Origin of the sequence: Pseudomonas sp. Kh14 (assembly GCF_900291005.1) — a bacterium.
Lineage (GTDB): Bacteria > Pseudomonadota > Gammaproteobacteria > Pseudomonadales > Pseudomonadaceae > Aquipseudomonas > Aquipseudomonas alloputida.
On record NZ_OLKJ01000024.1, the window covers coordinates 13,464 to 34,271 of the forward strand.

Sequence of the window (20,808 nt, forward strand, 5' to 3'; positions counted from 1 at the left end):
GCCCGTGTAGAGGCGACCTTGTGTCGCGATGGGCTGCAAGGCCGCCCCTACGACATGTATGCGACGGCGATGACAAAACAACAATAAATCCAGAGGTTCACATGCAAGAGCAGCTGAAGATTGCCGGCGCATTTGTCGGCGTGATCGTGGGGGCGGGGTTCGCTTCAGGGCGGGAACTGTTGTTGTTCTTTGTCGATTTCGGCGTGTGGGGCTTGGCTGGCGCGTTGGTCAGCGCCGCCCTGTTCACCTTCCTCGGCATGGCGTTGGCGGGGCTGGGCAATCGCCAGCAGGCCACCTCGCACAAGGATGTGATCCTGGCCATCTGCGGCCGTCACCTGGGCATGTTCGTCGACTGGTTGATCACCTTTTTCATGTTCGCCGTCACCGTGGTCATGCTGGCCGGTGGTGGTGCATTGCTGGAGCAGCAGTTTGGCATCCCGGCCCTGACCGGCAGCGTGCTGGTGACGCTGGTGGTGGTCGGTATCGTGTGCCTGGACGTGCGCAAGATGATTCTTGCAATTGGCGCCATCACCCCCTTGCTGATCCTGGTGGCTTCGGCGATAGCGCTGTATGCCGTGATCACCCGCGAGCAGAGCTTTGCTGCGCTCGATCAGGTGGCCAGCCAGCAACAGGCCGGCACCCGCCATTGGCTGCTGGGGGCGTTCTTGTATGTGTCGTATAACATCGTCGCGGGTGCGCCGATCCTGGCTATTCTGGGCGGTTCGGCCAAGGGCGAGAAAACCGCGGTGTGGGGAGGCCTGCTCGGTGGTGCAGCGCTAGGCGGCCTGATGCTGGTGATGAGTACCGGGCTGCTGTCGCGCCTGGACAGTGTGGCCGACCAGCCGATGCCGATGCTGTCGATTGCCAACGAAGTGTCACCACTGCTGGGGCTGGTGATGTGCCTGATCATCTTCGGCATGATCGTCAACACCGCGGTGGGCACGCTGTTTTCCTTCCTCTCGCGGCTGTTGCCGGCGGGCACGACGAAGTTTCGCTGGGGCTCGGTGGTGACCGGGGTGGTGGCGTTCGGCTGTAGCCTGGTGGGGTTCATCAGCCTGGTGGGTGAGGTGTACCCGTTCTTCGGTTACCTGGGCTTTGTGCTGATGACGGCGGTATTGCTGGCCTGGGTACGGCGGGGCAGGGCTGCGAAGGCGGTGGCTGCATAAGGGACTGGTACAGGCGACAACAGGCATAGGCCGTCGCCGCCTGAACCCGGCGTTTAAATCCTGAAGCTGCCCACCAACTGCTTCAAACGTCCAGCCTGCTGGGCCAGCTGGTCGCAATGGCGCAGGGTCTCGTTGAGGTTCTCCACCCCTTGCTGGTTCAGGGCGTTGATCTGGGTGATGTCCAGGTTGAGGCTCTCGACCACGGCAGTCTGTTCTTCGGTCGCTGTCGCCACCGACTGGTTCATGCCATCGATTTCGCCAATGCGCTGGGTCACGCTGGCCAGGCGTTCGCCGGCCTGGTTGGCCACCTGCACGGTCTGTTCGCTGGAAACCTGGCTGGTGTTCATGGTGTGCACCGCTTCGCGCGAGCCCACCTGCAGGCTGGTGATCATGCGGTGGATTTCTTCCGCCGACTCCTGGGTACGGTGCGCCAGGTTGCGCACCTCGTCGGCCACCACGGCAAAGCCACGGCCAGCTTCACCGGCACGGGCCGCTTCGATGGCGGCGTTCAGTGCCAGCAGGTTGGTCTGCTGGGAAATGCCCTTGATCACGTCGAGGATCTTGCCGATTTCGTCGGTGCTGGCGTTGAGCGTTTCGATCTGCGCGCACGACTCGCTGATCCGTTGCGACAGGGCAGTCATGGCGTTGATGGCTTCTTCAACCACTTCACGGCCACCGTGCGCCTGTTCACTGGCACCGCTGGCATGTTGCGAAGCATCTGCGGCGTTGCGGGCGATTTCCTGGGTGGCGGCGCCCAGTTCGTTGATGGCCGCAGCGACGCTGTTGGTGCGCATGCTCTGTTCTTCAGACCCGATGATCGACGCATTGGACGCGCTGACCACTTTTTCCGAAAGGTCATGCACCAGGCGGGTGGCCGAGGACACTTCGCTGATCGAGGCATGGATACGTTCGACAAAGCGGTTGAACGAGGTAGCCAGTTCGCCGAACTCGTCCTTGTTCTGCACGGCCAGGCGGCGGGTAAGGTCACCTTCACCCTCGGCAATGTCGCGCATGGCGCGGCCCATGGTGGTCAGCGGGCTCATCAGCACCGGAATCAGCAGGCCGAGCAGGCCGGCGATGGCGGCCACGGCAATCAGCACGGCAATGATCGCCGAGGTGCGGAACTGGCTGAGCGCGGCATAGGCCTTGTCCCTGTCGATCGACAGCCCGATGTACCACTGTGCCGAAGGCAGGCCGGCCACCGGGGCGAACGAGATGATGCGATCCTGGCCGTCGAGGGTGACATCCTGCATGCCGGCGGCAACCCGCAGGTTGCTGCCTGGGTAGATGTCCTTGAGGTTCTTCATCACCTGGTCTTTGTTCGGGCTGACGATCACCTGGCCATTGGCGTCGGCCAGGAAGGCGTGACCGATGCCGCCGAAGTCGACCGAGTTGATGATCTCGACGAGGGTGTCGAGGGTCACGTCACCGCCGACCACACCGATCAGTTCGCCATTGCGCTTGCTCTTCACCGGCGTGGCGATGGTCACCATCAGTCCACCGACTGCCCCTTGGTACGGGGCGGTCAGCACGGTCTGCCCGGCGCTGGCGGCGGCGCCATACCAAGGGCGCTGGCGCGGGTCGTAACCGGCGGGCATCTGGGCATCCGGGCGCTGGGTGAATTCGCCGTTGGCCTGGCCCAGGTAGGTGAACAGGAAATTACGCGTGTAGGACGGCTGCTCGATCAGCCCTGCCAAGGTGTCGCCGGCGCCTTGCTGGCCGATGTCCTGGGCCAGGTTCTCCAGCACCAGAATGCGCCCGCTCATCCAGTTCTGCACACTGCTGGCGGTCAGTGCACCGGACTGCTGCACCGAGGCTTCGATATTCTGGCGGATGGTATTGCGTTGCAGGTAGTCGTTGTAGAGCGTGAACAGGGCAAATGCCAGGACCACGACGCCGCAGGCGCTGAGCAGGATCTTGTGGCGAAATTTCAGGTTCATGTTTCGAGACCTTGAGCCAATGAGGGGAGGGCGCAGCGCGCTCATGACGCGATGCGGGGCCTATCGACCGAGATATCGGCTTGAGGGGTAAAAGATTGAAGTGCTTAGAGAAAATTCTTACAGGCGTTTCGACGGACGGCAGTCACGGGTCAGCCAGCTGCTCGATCAGCAGGCGTGCGGCCTGCTGCAGCGGCTGTTGTTTGCGCCACAGGATATGCACGGGCAGTTGCAATTCGTTGCGTGTATTGCGGAATTCCAGGCGCACCAGACGCCCGCTGGCCAGCAGCGGCGCGACCCGCGTCAACGGCAGATCGCCCCAGCCCAAGCCAGCTTCCACCATTTGCAAAGCCAGATCGAAGCTGTCGGTGGACCAGTGTGTGGCGCCGATCAGCGGGCGAGGGTCAGCCAGTGGCAGGTCGCGGCTGCGCACCAGAATCTGACGCACCCGGGTCAGGTCCTCGAGGTCGTGGATACGCCCCTCACGCAAGGCCGGGTGGGCCGGCGACAGGGTGGCCACCAGCGACTCCATGCCAATGTGCTGGAAGCCGCGGCGGGCATCGACCTGCAGGCCGGCAAAGGCTACGCAGAGGTCGGCACGGCCACTGTCCAGCAAGTGCAGGGCTTCTTCCTGCGGGGCGCTGAGCAGGGCAATGTCCAGCAAGGGGTGGCGCTTACCTAGGTTGGCGATGGCCGCCAGCAGCGGGCGGTGATCGATGTCGGGTACCACGGCCAGGGTCAGGCTGCTCTCCAGCCCTTGGGACAACTCCAGGGCATGAACCTGCAGCAGCCCCAGTTGTTCGGCAATCAGCCTGGCGTGTGGCTTCAGGGCCAAGGCCTGTGCGGTTGGGCGAACTTCACGCGGGCCGCGTTCGAACAGGCTGTAGCCAAGTTCTGCTTCAAGGTTGCCAATGGCCATGCTCACGGCTGAAGGCACCCGCTTGAGGGCGCGCGCTGCGGAAGAAAACGAACCGTGGTCGAGCACGGCCAGAAACAGCTGGATGTTGTCGCTGGAAAAATTCATGGCAGCCTCCTGTCAGTTGATCTGACAGCTGCTGACTTTTGCTGTCAAGTGCGTTGAAGCATGATCGCCCCCGTCGCTTTTTGTCTTTGGAGGAAACCTGGGTGCAGGGATTGAAACGCAAGCTGGTCTACGTGACTTTCTATGAACTGATCGGGCTGTGCATGTCGACCCTCGGGCTGGCCTACCTGTCAGATACGCAGGCGTCGCATACCGGGCCGCTGGCGGTGATGATCACCACCATCGCCATGCTCTGGAACCTGATCTACAACACCCTGTTCGAGTACTGGGAGAGCCGCCAGGCCAAGCGGGGACGCAGCGTGGCGCGGCGGGTGGTGCATGCCATCGGCTTCCAGTTGACCTTGGTGGTTTACTTGATTCCGCTGATTGCCTGGTGGCTGGACATGACATTGCTGGAGGCGCTGCTGGTGGATATGGCATTCATTATCCTGGTGCCGTGCTACACCTTTGCCTACAACTGGGCGTTTGATCGCGTGTTTGGCCTGCCACGTTCTGCCTTGGCCACCGCTTGATACAGCCTGGCGCAGCGAAGGAGCCGGCACAGGCCGCCATTAAGGTGGTAGGCGAATGATCAAAGGCGCCTGCTGCTGCTCGACCTGCTGCTCCACCGGCCGCGGCACACTGGCCAGCAAGCTGTCCTCAACCTGCCCCGACAGGTAATAGACCCCCGCCATGGCCCCGCTCTGGCGGTTCTCCATCAACTCCTGCCACTCCTGGTTCAACGCCACGTTCAGGATCACCCGCAGTTGTTCGACCATCTGCGGGTGGTCACGGTCATGGGTCATCATCCCGTAACCGGCTGCAGCAATCGAAATCATCGCCCCTGCCACCTTGCCCACTGCCGATGCCACGGCACTGGCGATACCGCGTGGGGCCAGGGTGGCGCCAAGCTTTTCGCTGGCCTGGGTGGCCACCGAGTTGAGCCCGACATCGGTCCTGCCAGGGCCTTTGCTGGCCTGTTGATGCAAGTGCTGGCGCATGGCTTGCCAGGCCGGCTGCTGGTCCAGTGACTTGGCCCGCAGCAGCTGATACAGGCTGGCATTGCGCGCATCCGGTGGCCCCAGGGCGATGGCGGGGATACGGTTGAGACGCTGGCTGAACTGCTCGGGCGGCGCGTTGTAACGGCTGATGATGGCCGGCAGTTGCTGGCCGAGCAGTTGCAGGTACAGTTCGCAGGCGCGGTCGCGGATGCCTTCGGGGTTGATCTGCTCGGCTACCGGCTCGATCACCCGCGCGTGATACTGCTCCTGCAGGTACAGGGCCAGGCGTTTTTCTGCCGGTTCCCGACCCTCGCCACTGTCGAGCTTGTACCAGGCCACCTTGAGGGTCAGCCACTGCTGGGTCCAGTAACCCGTGAACCAGGGGATGAAGTCGCTTTCGGTGCGTTGCTGCACCTGCTCCTTCCACACCCGCATGGAGCGCCGGGCATAGTCGTTGGCTGAGCCGGCGGCACCGGTCGAAGCTTCTATCAGTTCCTGGTCGATGCGTTGCCAGGCCGCGGGAGTGAGTATTGTGGGCGGCGGCGGGGCAGGGGGGCGCTTGCTGGCACAACCGCCGAGGGCCAGCAGAAGGCAGAGCAACAGGAGGGCTCGAGAACTCACGCGACCGCCTCCCTGGTAGAGGCTGGGGTGGTTCTCGAAGTATAGGGTGGGGTTATTGGGGCTGCTGTGCAGCCCATCGCCCGCGTCAGCACAGATGCAAATGGTTGCTTGAGCGCGTGCTACGGGGGAGCGATCGCGTCAGTCTGGACGGGTTATTCCAGGTCCAGCTTTTCTTCCAGACGGTCAAGGTGCCTGTGCATCAACCCCAGCGCCGCTTCGGCATCACCTTGCTCCACGGCATCGATGATTGCCGCATGCTCTTCCCACGCACAGTGATCGCAGCACGGCGATTCGTAGCGTGCGATGATCAGCGAGGTCATCGGCACCAGCCCATTGAGAAATCGCGCCAGTGGTGCATTGGCCGCCACCTGGGCCAGTTTCAGGTGGAACTCGCCGCCCAGGCGGATCGCTGCGCAGCGTTCGCCACTCTCATGGTGCTGGCGCTCGCGCTCCACCAGTTGCCGTAGCTGGCGTACCTGCGCCGGCCGGGCGCGTTGCGCGGCCAGAGTGATCAGCGTGGTTTCGGCCAGACGCCGGGCACTGAGCACCTGACGTGCCTGGTCTGGGTCGGGTGCAGCCAGATGTGCGGTGTGGCTGGGGCGCTGTACCACTACCTGCTGGTCGGACAGGCGCCCCAGCACGCGGCGGATCACCGTGCGGCTGACACCAAAGGCATGGCCCAGCGCCTGTTCGGGCAACAGACTGCCCGGCGGCAGGCGCTGTTCGAGAATGGCGTCGAACAGCCGCGGATAAATCTGCTCGGCCGACAGGCGGGTTTCGCCAGCCGCGAGCAGGGCAGGCAAGTGGGGGGCGGCGTTCATGGGCACTCTCCTGAGGTCATGGATGCGGATGTTCGTCCGGGATATTCAGCGCGATGCCCATGCGCAGCCCTTCGGCCACGATGTGCTGACGCATCTGGGCACTGGCCTGGGCGCTGCTGCGTTCGCGAATGGCGCGCACCACCGCTTCGTTCTCCTTCAGCCGCGCGGCCAGGTGCTCTGGCGAGTTGCGCAGCATGTCGGCGCTTTGCTTCAGGGCATTGCCGGTCTGCTGCACCACGCTCTGGAAAATCGGGTTGGTGGTCAGGGCGAACAGCGCCTCATGGAAGGCGATGTAGGCTTTGACCCCGGCCTCGCTGTCATTGGCCTCCAGCGCTTCGCGCATGTCCATCAGGGTCAGGCGCAACTGGCCGATGTCCTGGCTGTTGGCCGACTGCGCCACCAGGCCGACGATGAACGGTTCCAGTGTGTAGCGCAGTTCCAGCACGTCGGCCAAGCTGGCCGCAGTGCTGGTTTCCATGCCCGAAGCCTGGGCATCGGCATCCAGCACCAATACGCCCTTGCCGGGTAACGAGCGCACCAGGCCCAGTGTTTCCAGCACGGTTACCGCTTCGCGCAGGCTGGGGCGGCTGATGCCCAGTTGTTCGGCCAGTTCGCGCTGGCCTGGCAACATGTCGCCGGTGCGCCATTGGCCGCGGGCCAGGGCCTGGCGGAGTTTTTCCACCACTGAGTTGACGACGGTTGATGAGCTGATCACGGTTCGCTCCTGGAAGGGCCGGCGTCATGCCGGCCACGTTCGCTCAGAATTCCTGTTGATGGGCGTTGGGTTGCTTGCGTGGCGTGGGGGCAAAGCCAGGCTTGCCGTCGAGTACGTTCTGCGCACGCTCCAGGTCAATGTCCTTCTCCCAACGGGCAATGGCCACGGTGGCCACGCAGTTGCCGATCAGGTTGGTCAACGCCCGGCCGATACCCATGAACCAGTCCACCGCCAGCACCAGTACCAGGCCAACCACAGGGATCGCCGGTACCGCAGTCAGGGTGGCGGCAAGAATCACCAGTGCCGAGCCTGGGATGCCGTGAGCCCCCTTGGAAGTCACCAACGACACCAGCAGGATGGTCAGCAGGTCGGTCATTTCCAGTGGCGTGCCGGTGGCGTTGGCGATGAACACGATCGCCAGGGTGAGGTAGATGGAAAAACCATCGAGGTTGAACGAGTAGCCGGTAGGGATCACCAGACCAACCGTGGAACTGCCGATGCCCAGGTGCTCAAGCTTGCGCATGATCTGTGGCAGCACGGCGTCGGAAGAGGCGGTGCCCAGGACGATGGTCAGCTCTTCACGCAGGTACTTGATCAACGGCAGCAGTTTCAGGCCCGACAGGCGCATGACGGTGCCCAGCACGATCAGCACGAAGCCGGCACAGGTCAGGTAGAACAGCGCCACCAGCCCGCCCAGGTGCTGCAGCGACGCCAGGCCGTACTTGCTGGTGGTGAAGGCGATGGCACCGAACACGCCGATCGGCGCCAGGCGCACGATCATGCCCATGATGCGGAAGATCACATGGCTCAGTTCGTTGATCAGTCGCGAAATGCCGGCGGCCGAGTCACCTACCAGGTTCAGCGCGCTGCCGAACAGCACCGAGAACAGCAGCACCTGAAGAATGTTGTTGTCGGCGAAGGCACCGATCACCGAGGTGGGGATCAGGTCCATGAAGAACGCCGTGGCGCCATGGATGTGCTGGCCGCGCTCGGCCAAGCCGTTGGCATCGGCGGCGGACAGTTGATCCAGGTGAATATTGGCACCGCTGCCAATGCCACTGGTGAAGGCGAACACCAGGCCGATCACCAGCGCCAGGGTAGTCAGCACTTCGAAGTAGATCACTGACTTCAGGCCGATGCGCCCGACCTTTTTCAGGTCACCCGCACCCGAAATGCCGCTGACCACCACGCAGAACACGATCAGGCCGATGAGCATCTTGATCAGCTTGATGAAGCCGTCGCCAAGGGGTTTGAGTTGCAGGGAGAGGTCGGGGAAGCTCAGACCGCAGGCGATGCCGAGGGCAAGGCCGAGTACGACTTGCAGGAAAATCGAACGCGAGCACCATTTGAGCATGGGAGGAGTCTCTGATCGGTGTCCTTGCTTCGGTAGCCGCACGGGGCGAAAGAGCGCAGGACTTAATTATTGTGGTCTTACCGGTTTGTTCAGCGCGAGGCCATAAAAGCGCGAAAAATCCCTGATTGCAAGGATTTTTGGCCTTACCGGTCTGACCAGTTGTGGGGCAATCCGGCCTGCCATGCTCTAGTTCGGTGCGTGCCGTGAAAGGGGGCGCGTGAAATAGCTCAGGGCTTGGCCAGTGCCTGGTCCACCGCTGCAATCAGCTTGCCAAGATCTTTGGGCGGGGCGTTGTGGATGACACCGAACAAGTAGGCGCGCTGCTCCTCTTCGTCGTCCGGTTCAGCGAAGAAGTCCTTGGGCTTGACGCCCAGCACCTGGGCAAAAGCCATGATTGCATCAATGCTGGGGGTGTAGGTGCTGGTTTCGAAACGGCTGATGGTCTTGGGGTCGAAGCCGGTTCGTTCGGCCAGTTGTGCCTGGGTCAGGCCCGCCAGCTTACGGTAGCGGCGCAGGGCGATACCCAAAGCTGATCTCGTCATCGCTTAATTCCCATTTAGAATCAAGAACTTAACGATATCTATCAATGTGGCGCAACGCCATGATCGATCACCTTTGTTTTATTTATGTGATGAATTTCGTAGAATTCATGGCTTGACCGGTCAGTCATCGTCACCTTCCTTGTACCGTTCGGCCCCGTGCCGCAACGGCAGGAAGCGCTTTTGCCCATTGGAACGGATCCTCATGAATCGGTTCCGATGGCCGTCGATGAACTGGGTACCGGCTTGTCATCGAATGGAGTCTCATCGTGCGCCTCAACTTGCCGGTAACCCCGGTCGAGCAACGTTTCCCCCCCGATCAGCGGCTGATTTCTGCTACCGATACCGCCAGCCTGATCACCTACTGCAACCCAGAGTTTGCCGCCATCAGTGGCTACAGCGAGGCCGAACTGGTCGGCAGCCCGCACAACCTGGTGCGCCATCCGGACATGCCGCCGGCGGTGTACGAGTTGATGTGGCGCTACCTGAAGGCCGGCAAGAGCTGGATGGGTATCGTCAAGAACCGCTGCCGTAACGGCGACTACTACTGGGTCAATGCCTACGTCACGCCCATCCTCGAAGGTGGGCGGGTCGTGGGTTACGAGTCGGTGCGCGTATGCCCTACGCGCGAGCAAGTAGCCCGTGCCGAAGCCTTGTATGCGCGGCTGCGCAACGGCCAGGCGGCATTGTCGGCGCCGCGCCGGCTGAGCTTGCTGACGCAGGCCTTGGCCTTGCCACTGGCCGGTGGGCTGCTGGCGGTGGGGGTCAACCAGCTGTGGCCTGGCCTGGTGGGGCAGGGGCTGACCCTGGGGCTGTTCGTGGCCTGCGGCCTGTGGGCGCGCAATGCCCTCGGGCGGCAGCTGCAGCAGATTGTGCAGGGTGCCGAAGGTGCCTTCGCCGACCCGGTTGCAGCCTTGACCTACAGCGACCTGTCGGGTGCTGCCGGGCAGTTGCAACTGATGCTGATCAGCGAAGAGGCACGTCTGAAAACCGCATTGACGCGGCTAAGCGATCTGGCCGGGCAAATGGCCGTGGCCGCTCGCGATGCCGGGCAGTTGTCGCGCAGCACCGAGGCGGCATTGCTGGAGCAGCGTGCCGAAACCGACCTGAGCGCCACTGCAATGAACCAGATGGCCGCCTCCATTGGCGAAGTCGCCAACCACGTGCAGTTGACCGCCGCCGAGGCACACACGGCGCACCTGCTGGCCGAGCAAGGTAGCCAGGTGGCCGATGCCAGCGGCACGGCCATTCGTAACTTGGCCAGCACTGTGACGCAGATCAACCAGGCGGTCAGCCACCTGGCGGGTCAGACCGGCGCCATCGCCGAGGCAGCCGGGATGATCCGCGGCATTGCCGAGCAAACCAACCTGCTGGCCCTCAACGCTGCCATCGAGGCTGCCCGTGCGGGCGAGCAGGGCCGGGGCTTTGCCGTGGTCGCCGACGAGGTGCGGGCACTGGCCGACAAGACCCGCCAGTCCACCCTGCACATCCAGGCCATCATCGATGCCCTGCGCAGTGGCGCCGAGGAAGCCGTAGCGATCGCCAGCCGAGGCATCGACGGTGCCGAGCAAGGCGTTGCCCAGGTGCAGGAAGCCCGGCAGGCGCTGCATGGCATTCGTGACGCGGTACAGCGCATCAGCGACATGAGCCAGCAGATGGCCACCGCCTCGCAGCAGCAGTCGGCGGTGGCAGAAGATGTTTCGCGGCAGATCAACGGCGTAGCCGGTATTGCCCAGCACAGCGCCCATAGCGCCAACGCTGCCGCCTCGCGCGGCACCGAACTGGAACACGTGTGCGCCGGATTGCGCGCCCTGGTGGAGCGCTTCAACCGCTAAGGCAGGATGCTTTTATGGATGATAACTATCGCGCGGCCGTGGACGCGGCCGCAATTTTCTCGGAAACCGACCTGCGTGGGAACATCACCTACGTCAATCAGCAGTTCTGCAGCATCTCGGGCTACAGCCGTGAGGAACTGCTGGGGGCCAACCACCGCATACTCAATTCCGGGCTGCATGAACCGACGTTCTTTGTCGGCATGTGGCGGGCTTTGGTCGCCGGGCGGGTGTGGAAGGGCGAAATCTGCAACCGGTCCAAGGACGGTTCGTTGTACTGGGTCGACAGCACCATGGTGCCACTGGTCGATCCGCTGACAGGCCAGGTGCGCAAGTATGTGTCGATCCGCTTTGACGTCACGGAGAAGCGCCAGCTGCTGCATACCTTGCAGTGGCGGGTGGGCCACGATGTGCTCACCGGCCTGCCCAACCGCGCCTACCTGTCCGACCTTCTGAACCAGGCCCTGGCCTACTCGCGCCGCGAAGGCATCTCGCTGGCGGTGTGCATGCTCGACCTGGATGGTTTCAAGGCGGTCAACGACGGCTACGGGCATGCCGTAGGTGACCTGCTGCTGGTGGAAGTGGCGCAGCGCTTGAAGAGTATCCTGCGTGGTGGGGATGCCGTGGCCCGGCTGTCGGGCGACGAATTCGTGCTGACCCTGCGCGACGTCGACGATGAGCACCAGCTGCATGCAGCCCTGCAGCGGGTATTGCGTGCATTGGCGGCGCCTTGTGTGGTGCGTGAGCATACGCTGTCGCTCAGCGCCAGTATCGGCGTGACCCTGTACCCGCAGGATGACGAAGATGCCGACACCCTGGTGCGCCACGCCGACCAGGCCATGTATGTGGCCAAGCAGCGCGGGCGCAACCGTTACCACCTGTTCGACGTGTCGCAGGAACAGGAACTCAAGGCCACCCACCAGACCGTGGCGCGCGTGCGCCGGGCGCTGCGCAACGGTGAGCTGTGTCTTTACTACCAGCCCAAGGTCAACCTGCGCAGTGGCAAGGTGCTGGGCTTCGAGGGTTTATTGCGCTGGCAGCGGCCAGGCCGTGGCGTGGTGCCGCCTGGCGATTTCCTGCCCTGGGTAGAGCAGACCGACCTGATCGTCGAAATTGGCGAGTGGGTGATCGGGCAGGCGTTGAGCCAGTTGCAGGCCTGGCAGCGCCAAGGGCAGCCCTGGTCGCTGAGCGTGAATATCGCCGCGCGGCATTTGCAGCGCAGTGACTTTGCCGAGCGCCTGCAGCAGCTGCTGGCAGCGTACCCGGCGGTGGACCCGGCGCTGCTGGATCTGGAAATCGTCGAGTCGGTTGCCATCGACAACCTGCAGCATGTCAGCCGTTGCCTGGATGCTTGCCGTGCGCTGGGTGTGCGTTTCTCGCTGGACGATTTCGGCACCGGTTATTCGTCCTTGAGTTACCTGAAACGCTTGCCGACCCAGACGATCAAGATCGACCAGTCGTTCGTGCGTGACATCCTTCATGACCAGGACGATCTGGCGCTGACCGAGGCGGTGATCGGCCTGGCGCGGGCGTTTGGCCGCGAGGTGATTGCCGAGGGGCTGGAGAGTGTCGAGCACGGCCGGGTGCTGATGGGCCTGGGCTGCGAGCTGGCGCAGGGTTACTGCATCGCCCGGCCGATGCCCGCCAGTGACGTGCAAGCCTGGGCACAGGCCTACCGGCAGCCAGTGCAGTGGCGTGACCCTTGAAGGCCATCAGCGGGCCGTGGTCTTGACCTGCACGGGGGGTGCCACCTGCTTGTCGATCAGGGGTGGCTTCGAAGAGCTGCTGTGCGGCGCGCTTCAGGGCCGATCGAGTCATCGCTCACGCAACCGCTTGTACAGTGTGGTGCGGCTGATTCCCAGTCGGCGGGCCACCGCCGACAGGTTGCCATTGGCTTGCTCGACCAGGCTCTGCAGGTCCGTCTCTTCAGCCGCTATCGGCACCGGTATTTTCGACTCGGCCAGAAAACCCGCAGGAAGGTGCTCGACGCCGACCGGCCCGTTGGCCGCCAGGGCCAGCGCGACCTGTAGCACACTCACCAGTTCGCGCAGGTTGCCCGGCCAGGGGTGTTGATCGAACAGGTCGATAATGGCCGGGGGCAGCCGCGCAGGTTGCCCGGGCTCGCGGTAGCGGGCATGCACCTGCTCAATCAGCTGGCGCCGGTCACCGCGTTCGCGCAGGGGAGGCAGCACCAGCGTCAGGCCGGCGATGCGGTAGTACAGGTCCTGGCGAAAGCGCCCGGCGCGCACTTCTTCGGCCAGGTTGCGATTGCTCGCCGACACCACGCGGATATCCACCGGCACCGGTTCGCCACTGCCCAGCGGCTGGATGCTGCGCGACTGCAGTACGCGCAGCAGGCGGGCCTGGGTGGGCAGTGGCATGTCGCCAATTTCATCCAGAAACAGGATGCCGTGGTCGGCCTTGCGGATCAGCCCCGGGTTGCCCTTGTGGTGGGCGCCGGTGAACGCGCCTTTGTCATAACCGAACAGTTCCGACTCCACCAGTTCGGCCGGGATCGCCGCACAGTTTACGGCGACCAGCGGCTGCCTGGCGCGGCTGCTGGCCCGGTGCAGGGTGTCGACGAACACTTCTTTGCCTACGCCTGTTTCGCCCTCCACCAACACCGGGATGTCCTTTTCCAATAGCAGGCCGGCTTGTATCAAGGCTTTTTCCAGGCGCGGCTCGGCACTGCCGGCTTCGGGGCGGAGAGTGGTTTCGCGTGGGGGGTGCCACTGGCAGTGAAAGCGGTTGCGCCCGGTGGCCTGCAGGGCGAAGGGCTGTTGTCGGGGATGGCTGAGCAGCTGTTGCAGGGGTAACTGGAACAGTTGCTCGATGTTTTGCTGCAGCGGGTTTACGCCAAGCAGGCTATCGGCCCGGTGATTGGCGGCCAACACCTGTCCGCGTTCATCGAACACCAGCAAGCCGGCCCAAGGGCTGTCGAGGTTGTCGGAGGCGCTGTTGAAGATCAGTTGTGCATGCTGGTCAGCATGTTCGGCGAGGATCAGGCGATTCTCCAGGCTCTGGCCCATCATGCGCACCAGCCCAAGCGTCTGGCTGGCCGGCAGGTAGCCGTCGCTGGCTACGTCGAGCACCCCGACCAGCTGCCGTGCGGCGTCGAACAGGGGGGCGGCGGCGCTGGACATGTAGCGGTTCTGGCGTAGGAAGTGTTCGTCCTGGCCGACGTGAACCGCTTCGGCGCAAATCAGTGTGGTGCCCAGGGCGTTGGTGCCGACGCCACGTTCGTGCCAATGGGCGCCGGCGCTGAAACCATGGTGCTGGCGCGGTTCGATGAAACGCCGCGAGCCCCAGCTGTCGAGCAGGCAGCCACTGGCATCGGCCAGCATCACCAGGTAGCTGGCGTTACCCAAGAGGTGCGCATAGTGCGGTAGCACTTCCTCGCGGGTCAGGCGCAGCAGGTTTTGGCGCCGCTCCAGCAGGGCACTGAGCTCGGCGCGGGACAGGCAGTCAAAGTCTGGCGCATGCTGCGGCTGCAGGCCGTGGGCGCGGCAGCGGTCCCAGGACGCCTGGATCAGTTGGGCGTGGGTCGAAGTGGATGCGGCCATGGGCCTGTCCTGTGTGATTGTTGTCATGGGTCGACCGCCGTTCAGTGTTGTTCACGGCTGTTCATTGTCAAACTGGCCAGTGTCCAGTTGTGCAGCGATTGTGTTCACGTGCGAGCCCGCGATTTGCCAGCGCTGCCACCCGGGCCCCGAACCAGAGCATCGGGCAAGGATTGGCACGGAACTGGCTGTACTCGGCAGACAACAATCACAAAAAGGCCACGCCATGTCCCTGGTGCTGGAGCAGGTCAGCCGTAGCGTCGACAACCAGCCGTGGATCGTCGATGCATCACTGCGTTTCGAGCCCGGTTCGTTCAATGTGCTGCTGGGTCGCACCCTGGCCGGCAAGACCAGCCTGATGCGCCTGATGGCCGGGCTGGACCGTCCGGACCGGGGGCGGGTGCTGATGGATGGCCAGGACGTCACCGGTGTGCCGGTGCGTCAGCGCAATGTGTCGATGGTGTATCAGCAATTCATCAATTACCCGACCTTGAGCGTGTACGAAAACATCGCCTCGCCGCTGCGCCAGGCGCGCATGGCCGAGGACCAGATCCGACGGCGGGTGCAGGAAACTGCCGAGATGCTACGCATCGAAACCTACCTGCAACGCCTGCCACTGGAGCTCTCCGGTGGCCAGCAGCAACGCACGGCGATGGCCAGGGCACTGGTCAAGGATGCCTCGTTGATCCTCTTCGACGAGCCATTGGTCAACCTCGACTACAAGTTGCGCGAAGGCCTGCGCCAGGAGCTGCGCGAGCTGTTCGCGGCGCGCCATTGCATTGCTGTGTACGCCACCACCGAGCCCAACGAGGCGCTGGCACTGGGCGGCACCACCACGCTTGTGCACGAGGGCCGTATCGTGCAGAGCGGGCCCACCGCCGAGGTCTATCAGCGCCCCAGCAGCGTGCTGGCTGCCGAGCTGTTTTCCGAGCCGCCGATCAACCTGGTGTCTGGCCGTATCACGGGTAACGAGGTGAGCCTGGCCCAGACCGTGCACTTCGCCCGCAATGCCGACCTGGAGCCGCTGGCCGAGGGTGACTACCGTTTCGGCGTGCGCCCCAGTCATATCGCGCTGGTGCCGGCCCACGACGATGACCTGGAGCTTGCGGTGCTGGTGGAGTTGGCCGAGATCAGTGGGTCAGAAACATTTCTGCATGTACGCAACGAATACTGGCGCATGGTGCTGCACCTTCCCGGGGTGCACGAATACCAGGTGGACACGCCGATACGCGTGTTCATCCCCACGCACAAGCTGTTCGTTTTCGACAGCGCCGGGGTGTTGGTGCAGGCCCCGGGGCTGCGCCAGGCAAGGAGAGGGTGATGGCCGAAATCCGCCTGCGCCAGCTGGCGCACAGTTACAGCCGCCAGCCCACCAGCGAGGCAGACTATGCCCTGCACGCACTCGAGCATGTGTGGGAGCAGGGCGGTGCCTATGCGTTGCTCGGGCCGTCAGGCTGCGGCAAGTCGACCTTGCTCAATATCATTTCCGGGCTGCTGACGCCGTCTCATGGCGAGGTGCTGTTCGACGGCAAGCCGGTCAACCAGCTGTCCCCGCAGGCGCGCAATATCGCCCAGGTGTTTCAGTTCCCGGTGGTGTACGACACCATGACGGTGTTCGACAACCTGGCCTTCCCCTTGCGCAACCAGGGGCTCGATGAGGCCCGGGTGCATGCCCGGGTGGAAGAAATTGCCGAAGTGCTCGAACTGACTGCCGTGTTGCGCAAGAAGGCACGCAACCTCACCGCCGATGAAAAGCAGAAAGTCTCCATGGGGCGTGGCCTGGTGCGCGATGACGTGTCGGCGATCCTGTTCGACGAGCCGCTGACGGTGATCGACCCGCATCTGAAGTGGAAACTGCGGCGCAAGCTGAAGCAGATTCATGAGCAGTTCAATATCACCATGATCTACGTCACCCACGACCAGTTGGAGGCCTCCACCTTCGCCGACAAGATCGCGGTGATGCACGGCGGACGCATCGTCCAGTTCGGCACGCCGCGCGAGCTGTTCGAGCGACCGCGGCATACGTTCGTCGGTTATTTCATCGGTAGCCCGGGCATGAACTTGATCGACGTGCGTGCCGAGGCGGGCGCAGTGGTGTTCGGCGATGTCCAGCTGGTACTGCCCGATGGCCTGTGCGAGCGCCTGGCTGCATTGGCGGGCGGGCGGCTGCAGTTGGGCATTCGCCCGGAGTTCGTGCAGCTGTGGGACAGCCCGTTCGAGGGTGCCTACCCGGCACGGGTGCTGGACGTCGAAGACCTGGGTACCTATCGCATCGTCACCCTCGAGCTGGGCGGTGTCGCGCTCAAGGCGAGACTGGGCGAGGACCGCCCGTTGCCTGTGGACCAGGCCTGGGTCAGCCTGCCGGCGCAGTGGCTGATGCTGTACGTCGACGATGTGCTGCTGGAGACCGGGCCATGAACAACAAGGTGGCGAACAACAAGGCCTGGTGGCTGGTGCTGCCGGTGTTCCTGCTGGTCGCGTTCAGCGCGGTGGTGCCGATGATGACGGTGGTCAACTACTCGGTGCAGGACATCTTCGACCAGTCCAGCCGCTACTTCGTCGGTGCCGACTGGTACCGCCAGGTACTGCGCGACCCGGCGCTGCACGACGCATTGCTGCGCCAGTTCATTTACTCGGCCTGCGTCCTGCTGATCGAAATTCCGTTGGGTATAGGCATCGCCCTGGCCATGCCAACCAAAGGCCGTATGGCCTCGGTGTGCCTGATCGTAATGGCTATCCCGTTGCTGATCCCGTGGAACGTGGTCGGCACTATCTGGCAGATTTTTGGCCGTGCCGACATCGGCCTGCTCGGCGCTTCCATGGCCAAGCTCGGGGTCAGCTACAACTACGCCGGTGACCCGTTCGATGCCTGGCTCACCGTGCTGGTGATGGATGTGTGGCACTGGACTTCGTTGGTGGCTTTGCTGTGCTATTCGGGGCTGCGTGCGATCCCCGACGTTTACTACCAGGCCGCGCGCATCGATCGGGCCTCGGGCTGGGCGGTGTTTCGCCATATCCAGTTGCCCAAGCTCAAGAACGTGCTGGTGATCGCGTTGATGCTGCGCTTCATGGACAGTTTCATGATCTACACCGAGCCGTTCGTGCTGACCGGCGGCGGGCCAGGCAACGCGACCACGTTCCTCAGCCAGACCCTCACGCGTATGGCTGTCGGGCAGTTCGACCTGGGGCCGGCGGCAGCGTTTTCACTGGTGTACTTCCTGATCATCCTGCTGGTGTCATGGCTGTTCTACACAGCCATGACCCACGCCGACAAGGACTAGGCCATGAGCACACGCAAATCAATGGCCCTGCTGCTGTACTTCTTCTTCCTGCTGGTGCCGATCTACTGGTTGCTGAACATGTCGTTCAAGAGCAACGCCGAGATCCTTGGCGGCCTGACCCTGTGGCCGCAGGCGTTCACGCTCGACAACTACCGAGTGATCTTCACCGACGCCAGCTGGTACAGCGGCTACATCAACTCGCTGTACTACGTGTGCCTGAACACGCTGATTTCACTGCTCGTGGCGTTGCCCGCGGCCTATGCTTTCTCGCGCTACCGCTTTCTCGGCGACCGCCACCTGTTCTTCTGGCTGCTGACCAACCGCATGGCGCCACCGGCGGTGTTCCTGCTGCCGTTCTTCCAGTTGTACTCGTCGATCGGGCTGTTCGATACCCACATTGCCGTGGCGCTGGCCCATTGCCTGTTCAACGTACCGCTGGCGGTGTGGATCCTGGAGGGTTTCATGTCGGGCGTGCCAAGGGAAATCGACGAAACCGCCTACATCGACGGTTACAGTTTTCCGCGCTTCTTCGTGAAGATCTTCATACCGCTGATTGGCTCTGGCATCGGCGTCACGGCGTTTTTCTGTTTCATGTTCTCTTGGGTCGAACTGCTGCTGGCGCGCACCCTGACCTCGGTGAATGCCAAGCCGATTGCCGCGGTGATGACCCGCACAGTGTCGGCATCGGGCATCGACTGGGGTGTGCTGGCGGCGGCGGGAGTGCTGACCATCTTGCCGGGCATGCTGGTGATCTGGTTCGTGCGCAATCATGTGGCCAAGGGCTTCGCCCTGGGCCGGGTGTGAGGAGGGCAACGCATGGATTGGATGGCCTGGACCCTGCCGACAGCGCTGTTCTTCGCCGCTGTGGGCCTCTTGCTGCTGGGCATGACCCTGCTTGAACTGCGTCGCCCCTGCGTAGAGCGACGGGGCTTTTTGCCGCTGGTCACCAGCCGTGGTGACCGTTTGTTCATCGGCCTGCTGGCCAGCGCCTACCTGCACCTGCTGGTGGTCGGTGTCAGCGACTGGCCATTGTGGGTGGCCTCGCTGCTGTCGCTGGCGTGGCTGGCGGTGGTGTTGCGCTGGGGCTGAGCGAGCGGCCCTGTGGGATAACTGAAACGGGAGATCACAATGTTCGACAACAAACACAACAGGCGACATTTGACCCTGGCCGCGTTGCTGGTACTGGCCAGCGTGCAAGGCACAGCCTGGGCCGACCAGTACGAAGAGGCGGCAAAGAAATGGATCGGCAGCGAGTTCAAGCCTTCGACCCTTACCCCCGAACAGCAGTTGGCCGAATTGCAGTGGTTCATCAAGGCAGCCGAGCCGTTTCGCGGGATGAAGATCAACGTTGTGTCGGAAACCATCACCACCCATGAATACGAATCCAAGGTGCTGGCCAAGGCTTTCAGTGAGATCACCGGCATCCAGCTGACCCACGACCTGCTGCAGGAAGGCGACGTGGTGGAAAAACTGCAGACGCAGATGCAGTCGGACAAGAACATCTATGACGGCTGGGTCAACGACTCCGACCTGATCGGTACGCACTTTCGCTACGGCAAAGTGGAATCGATCACCGACCTGATGGCCAACGAGGGCAAAGCCTACACCTCGCCGACCCTCGACCTGAAGGACTTCATCGGTATTTCCTTCACCACCGCGCCCGACGGCAAGGTCTACCAACTGCCCGACCAGCAGTTCGCCAACCTGTACTGGTTCCGCGCCGACTGGTTCGAACGGCCTGAGTTGAAGGCCAGGTTCAAAGAGAAGTACGGCTATGAACTGGGGGTGCCAGTGAACTGGTCGGCGTACGAGGACATTGCCAAGTTCTTCACCGAAGACGTCAAGGAGATCGACGGCAAGCGCGTCTACGGGCACATGGACTATGGAAAGAAAGACCCGTCCCTGGGCTGGCGCTTCACCGATGCCTGGTTCTCGATGGCCGGCGGCGGCGACAAGGGCCTGCCCAATGGTTTGCCGGTCGATGAATGGGGCATTCGCGTGGAGGACTGCCATCCGGTGGGTTCCAGCGTGACCCGCGGCGGCGATACCAATGGGCCGGCCGCCGTCTATGCCACGCAGAAGTACGTGGACTGGATGCGTGCTTACGCGCCCAAGGAAGCGCAGGGCATGACATTCTCCGAAGCCGGCCCTGTGCCGGCGCAAGGCAACATTGCCCAGCAGATATTCTGGTACACCGCATTCACCGCCGACATGACGAAGCCCGGCTTGCCGGTTGTGAATGCCGACGGCACGCCGAAGTGGCGCATGGCGCCTTCACCGAAGGGGCCATACTGGGAAGAGGGTATGAAACTCGGCTACCAGGACACCGGCTCGTGGACCTTCTTCAAGTCCACCCCCGAGAAGCAACGCTTGGCGGCGTGGCTGTACGCCCAGTTCGTCACCTCAAAGACCGTATCGCTGAAAAAGACCATCGTCGGCCTGACGCCGATTCGTGAGTCGGACATCAACTCCCAGGCCATGACCGAGTTGGCGCCCAAGCTCGGTGGGCTGGTGGAGTTCTATCGCAGCCCTGCGCGGGTGCAGTGGACGCCGACCGGCACCAACGTGCCGGACTACCCGCGGTTGGCGCAATTGTGGTGGAGCCATATCGCCGAAGTCGCCAGTGGCGAAAAGACCCCGCAGGAAGCCCTGGATGGGCTGGCCCGCGACCAGGACCGCATGTTGGAGCGCCTGCAACGCTCCAACGCCCAGGCGACGTGTGCACCCAAGCTGAATCCGGAGAAGGATGCCCAGTACTGGTTCGACCAGCCGGGTGCGCCGAAAGCCAAGCTGGCCAACGAAAAGCCCATGGGCGAGACAGTCAGCTACAACGAACTGCTGAAGTCCTGGGAGGCGGCCAGGAAGTGATCGGCTGAACACCGTGGTGGTTTCACCGACCGCGGGGGCCGTGCAACCGCTCGCTCGCGAAGAGGCCATTAGTCACGGGCAAAAAAAACGGC

Annotated in this window: 18 protein-coding genes; 10 read left to right on the forward strand and 8 right to left on the reverse strand. The window is 63.2% G+C overall.

The features are described 5' to 3' along the window. Positions 1 to 101 precede the first annotated feature (101 nt). Positions 102 to 1,166 (forward strand): membrane protein, encoded by a 1,065-nt coding sequence (locus FQ668_RS11080; protein ID WP_019438689.1) that lies wholly within the window; start codon positions 102 to 104, stop codon positions 1,164 to 1,166. A gap of 53 nt (positions 1,167 to 1,219) precedes the next feature. Here FQ668_RS11080 and mcpA read toward each other — a convergent pair whose 3' ends face one another. Both mcpA and FQ668_RS11090 read right to left on the reverse strand, forming a co-directional pair. Then, positions 1,220 to 3,106, reverse strand: a complete 1,887-nt coding sequence (mcpA, locus tag FQ668_RS11085) for a methyl-accepting chemotaxis protein McpA (RefSeq protein ID WP_144180112.1) — start codon at positions 3,104 to 3,106, stop codon at positions 1,220 to 1,222. Positions 3,107 to 3,248: 142 nt separating this feature from the next. Beyond that, complete coding sequence (locus FQ668_RS11090) at positions 3,249 to 4,127, reverse strand: LysR family transcriptional regulator (RefSeq protein WP_014591696.1); 879 nt, start codon at positions 4,125 to 4,127, stop codon at positions 3,249 to 3,251. 101 nt (positions 4,128 to 4,228) lie between these two features. On the opposite strand from FQ668_RS11090, the gene FQ668_RS11095 reads away from it, so the two are divergent. After that, positions 4,229 to 4,657 carry a PACE efflux transporter gene (locus FQ668_RS11095; protein ID WP_014591695.1) on the forward strand — a complete coding sequence of 143 codons (429 nt, stop codon included), beginning with the start codon at positions 4,229 to 4,231 and terminating at the stop codon, positions 4,655 to 4,657. Positions 4,658 to 4,696: 39 nt separating this feature from the next. Here FQ668_RS11095 and FQ668_RS11100 read toward each other — a convergent pair whose 3' ends face one another. The 5 genes from FQ668_RS11100 to FQ668_RS11120 form a co-directional block, all read right to left on the reverse strand. Then, positions 4,697 to 5,746 carry a hypothetical protein gene (locus tag FQ668_RS11100; protein ID WP_019438687.1) on the reverse strand — a complete coding sequence of 350 codons (1,050 nt, stop codon included), beginning with the start codon at positions 5,744 to 5,746 and terminating at the stop codon, positions 4,697 to 4,699. 152 nt (positions 5,747 to 5,898) lie between these two features. Beyond that, positions 5,899 to 6,567 (reverse strand): GntR family transcriptional regulator, encoded by a 669-nt coding sequence (locus FQ668_RS11105; protein WP_014591693.1) that lies wholly within the window; start codon positions 6,565 to 6,567, stop codon positions 5,899 to 5,901. A 16-nt stretch (positions 6,568 to 6,583) separates the two neighbouring features. Next, positions 6,584 to 7,282, reverse strand: coding sequence for a FadR/GntR family transcriptional regulator (locus FQ668_RS11110; RefSeq protein WP_019438686.1), 699 nt, complete (start codon positions 7,280 to 7,282; stop codon positions 6,584 to 6,586). A gap of 43 nt (positions 7,283 to 7,325) precedes the next feature. Continuing rightward, positions 7,326 to 8,636 carry a C4-dicarboxylate transporter DctA gene (locus FQ668_RS11115; protein ID WP_012053078.1) on the reverse strand — a complete coding sequence of 437 codons (1,311 nt, stop codon included), beginning with the start codon at positions 8,634 to 8,636 and terminating at the stop codon, positions 7,326 to 7,328. A gap of 227 nt (positions 8,637 to 8,863) precedes the next feature. After that, on the reverse strand, positions 8,864 to 9,178 hold the full coding sequence (locus FQ668_RS11120; protein ID WP_003250216.1) for a helix-turn-helix domain-containing protein: 315 nt from the start codon (positions 9,176 to 9,178) through the stop codon (positions 8,864 to 8,866). 266 nt (positions 9,179 to 9,444) lie between these two features. Here FQ668_RS11120 and FQ668_RS11125 point away from each other — a divergent pair, with 266 nt between their 5' ends. After that, positions 9,445 to 11,010: a PAS domain-containing methyl-accepting chemotaxis protein gene (locus tag FQ668_RS11125; protein WP_019438685.1), complete on the forward strand. Its 1,566-nt coding sequence runs from the start codon at positions 9,445 to 9,447 to the stop codon at positions 11,008 to 11,010. 14 nt (positions 11,011 to 11,024) lie between these two features. Next, a complete protein-coding gene (locus FQ668_RS11130; protein WP_019438684.1) occupies positions 11,025 to 12,713 on the forward strand; it encodes a bifunctional diguanylate cyclase/phosphodiesterase in 1,689 nt (562 codons plus the stop codon). Positions 12,714 to 12,821: 108 nt separating this feature from the next. Here FQ668_RS11130 and FQ668_RS11135 read toward each other — a convergent pair whose 3' ends face one another. Beyond that, positions 12,822 to 14,570, reverse strand: a complete 1,749-nt coding sequence (locus FQ668_RS11135) for a sigma-54-dependent Fis family transcriptional regulator (RefSeq protein WP_019438683.1) — start codon at positions 14,568 to 14,570, stop codon at positions 12,822 to 12,824. A gap of 223 nt (positions 14,571 to 14,793) precedes the next feature. Between FQ668_RS11135 and FQ668_RS11140 the strand changes: the two genes are divergently transcribed. From FQ668_RS11140 to FQ668_RS11165, 6 genes are read left to right on the forward strand one after another with little or no spacing between them, the layout of a single operon-like run. After that, the gene (locus FQ668_RS11140; protein ID WP_014591686.1) at positions 14,794 to 15,888 is read left to right on the forward strand and encodes an ABC transporter ATP-binding protein; all 1,095 of its coding nucleotides are present in this window, start codon (positions 14,794 to 14,796) and stop codon (positions 15,886 to 15,888) included. Beyond that, a complete protein-coding gene (locus FQ668_RS11145; RefSeq protein WP_019438682.1) occupies positions 15,888 to 16,985 on the forward strand; it encodes an ABC transporter ATP-binding protein in 1,098 nt (365 codons plus the stop codon). The genes FQ668_RS11140 and FQ668_RS11145 overlap by 1 nt, the downstream gene beginning before the upstream one ends. Next, on the forward strand, positions 16,982 to 17,848 hold the full coding sequence (locus FQ668_RS11150; RefSeq protein ID WP_019438681.1) for a carbohydrate ABC transporter permease: 867 nt from the start codon (positions 16,982 to 16,984) through the stop codon (positions 17,846 to 17,848). The genes FQ668_RS11145 and FQ668_RS11150 overlap by 4 nt, the downstream gene beginning before the upstream one ends. 3 nt (positions 17,849 to 17,851) lie before the next feature. Beyond that, the gene (locus tag FQ668_RS11155) at positions 17,852 to 18,652 is read left to right on the forward strand and encodes a carbohydrate ABC transporter permease (RefSeq protein WP_003250228.1); all 801 of its coding nucleotides are present in this window, start codon (positions 17,852 to 17,854) and stop codon (positions 18,650 to 18,652) included. Positions 18,653 to 18,664: 12 nt separating this feature from the next. Next, the gene (locus tag FQ668_RS11160) at positions 18,665 to 18,937 is read left to right on the forward strand and encodes a DUF2160 domain-containing protein (protein WP_014591683.1); all 273 of its coding nucleotides are present in this window, start codon (positions 18,665 to 18,667) and stop codon (positions 18,935 to 18,937) included. Positions 18,938 to 18,976: 39 nt separating this feature from the next. Beyond that, on the forward strand, positions 18,977 to 20,716 hold the full coding sequence (locus tag FQ668_RS11165) for an ABC transporter substrate-binding protein (protein ID WP_019438680.1): 1,740 nt from the start codon (positions 18,977 to 18,979) through the stop codon (positions 20,714 to 20,716). Positions 20,717 to 20,808 lie beyond the last annotated feature (92 nt).

What these genes read in the sequence shown, in the direction of transcription:
- FQ668_RS11080 (WP_019438689.1), top strand. Translation starts at nt 102, where the DNA reads ATGCAAGAGCAGCTGAAGATTGCCGGCGCATTTGTCGGCGTGATCGTG.
- mcpA (WP_144180112.1), bottom strand. Translation starts at nt 3,106, where the DNA reads ATGAACCTGAAATTTCGCCACAAGATCCTGCTCAGCGCCTGCGGCGTC.
- FQ668_RS11090 (WP_014591696.1), bottom strand. Translation starts at nt 4,127, where the DNA reads ATGAATTTTTCCAGCGACAACATCCAGCTGTTTCTGGCCGTGCTCGAC.
- FQ668_RS11105 (WP_014591693.1), bottom strand. Translation starts at nt 6,567, where the DNA reads ATGAACGCCGCCCCCCACTTGCCTGCCCTGCTCGCGGCTGGCGAAACC.
- FQ668_RS11115 (WP_012053078.1), bottom strand. Translation starts at nt 8,636, where the DNA reads ATGCTCAAATGGTGCTCGCGTTCGATTTTCCTGCAAGTCGTACTCGGC.
- FQ668_RS11120 (WP_003250216.1), bottom strand. Translation starts at nt 9,178, where the DNA reads ATGACGAGATCAGCTTTGGGTATCGCCCTGCGCCGCTACCGTAAGCTG.
- FQ668_RS11130 (WP_019438684.1), top strand. Translation starts at nt 11,025, where the DNA reads ATGGATGATAACTATCGCGCGGCCGTGGACGCGGCCGCAATTTTCTCG.
- FQ668_RS11135 (WP_019438683.1), bottom strand. Translation starts at nt 14,570, where the DNA reads ATGGCCGCATCCACTTCGACCCACGCCCAACTGATCCAGGCGTCCTGG.
- FQ668_RS11140 (WP_014591686.1), top strand. Translation starts at nt 14,794, where the DNA reads ATGTCCCTGGTGCTGGAGCAGGTCAGCCGTAGCGTCGACAACCAGCCG.
- FQ668_RS11145 (WP_019438682.1), top strand. Translation starts at nt 15,888, where the DNA reads ATGGCCGAAATCCGCCTGCGCCAGCTGGCGCACAGTTACAGCCGCCAG.
- FQ668_RS11150 (WP_019438681.1), top strand. Translation starts at nt 16,982, where the DNA reads ATGAACAACAAGGTGGCGAACAACAAGGCCTGGTGGCTGGTGCTGCCG.
- FQ668_RS11155 (WP_003250228.1), top strand. Translation starts at nt 17,852, where the DNA reads ATGAGCACACGCAAATCAATGGCCCTGCTGCTGTACTTCTTCTTCCTG.
- FQ668_RS11160 (WP_014591683.1), top strand. Translation starts at nt 18,665, where the DNA reads ATGGATTGGATGGCCTGGACCCTGCCGACAGCGCTGTTCTTCGCCGCT.
- FQ668_RS11165 (WP_019438680.1), top strand. Translation starts at nt 18,977, where the DNA reads ATGTTCGACAACAAACACAACAGGCGACATTTGACCCTGGCCGCGTTG.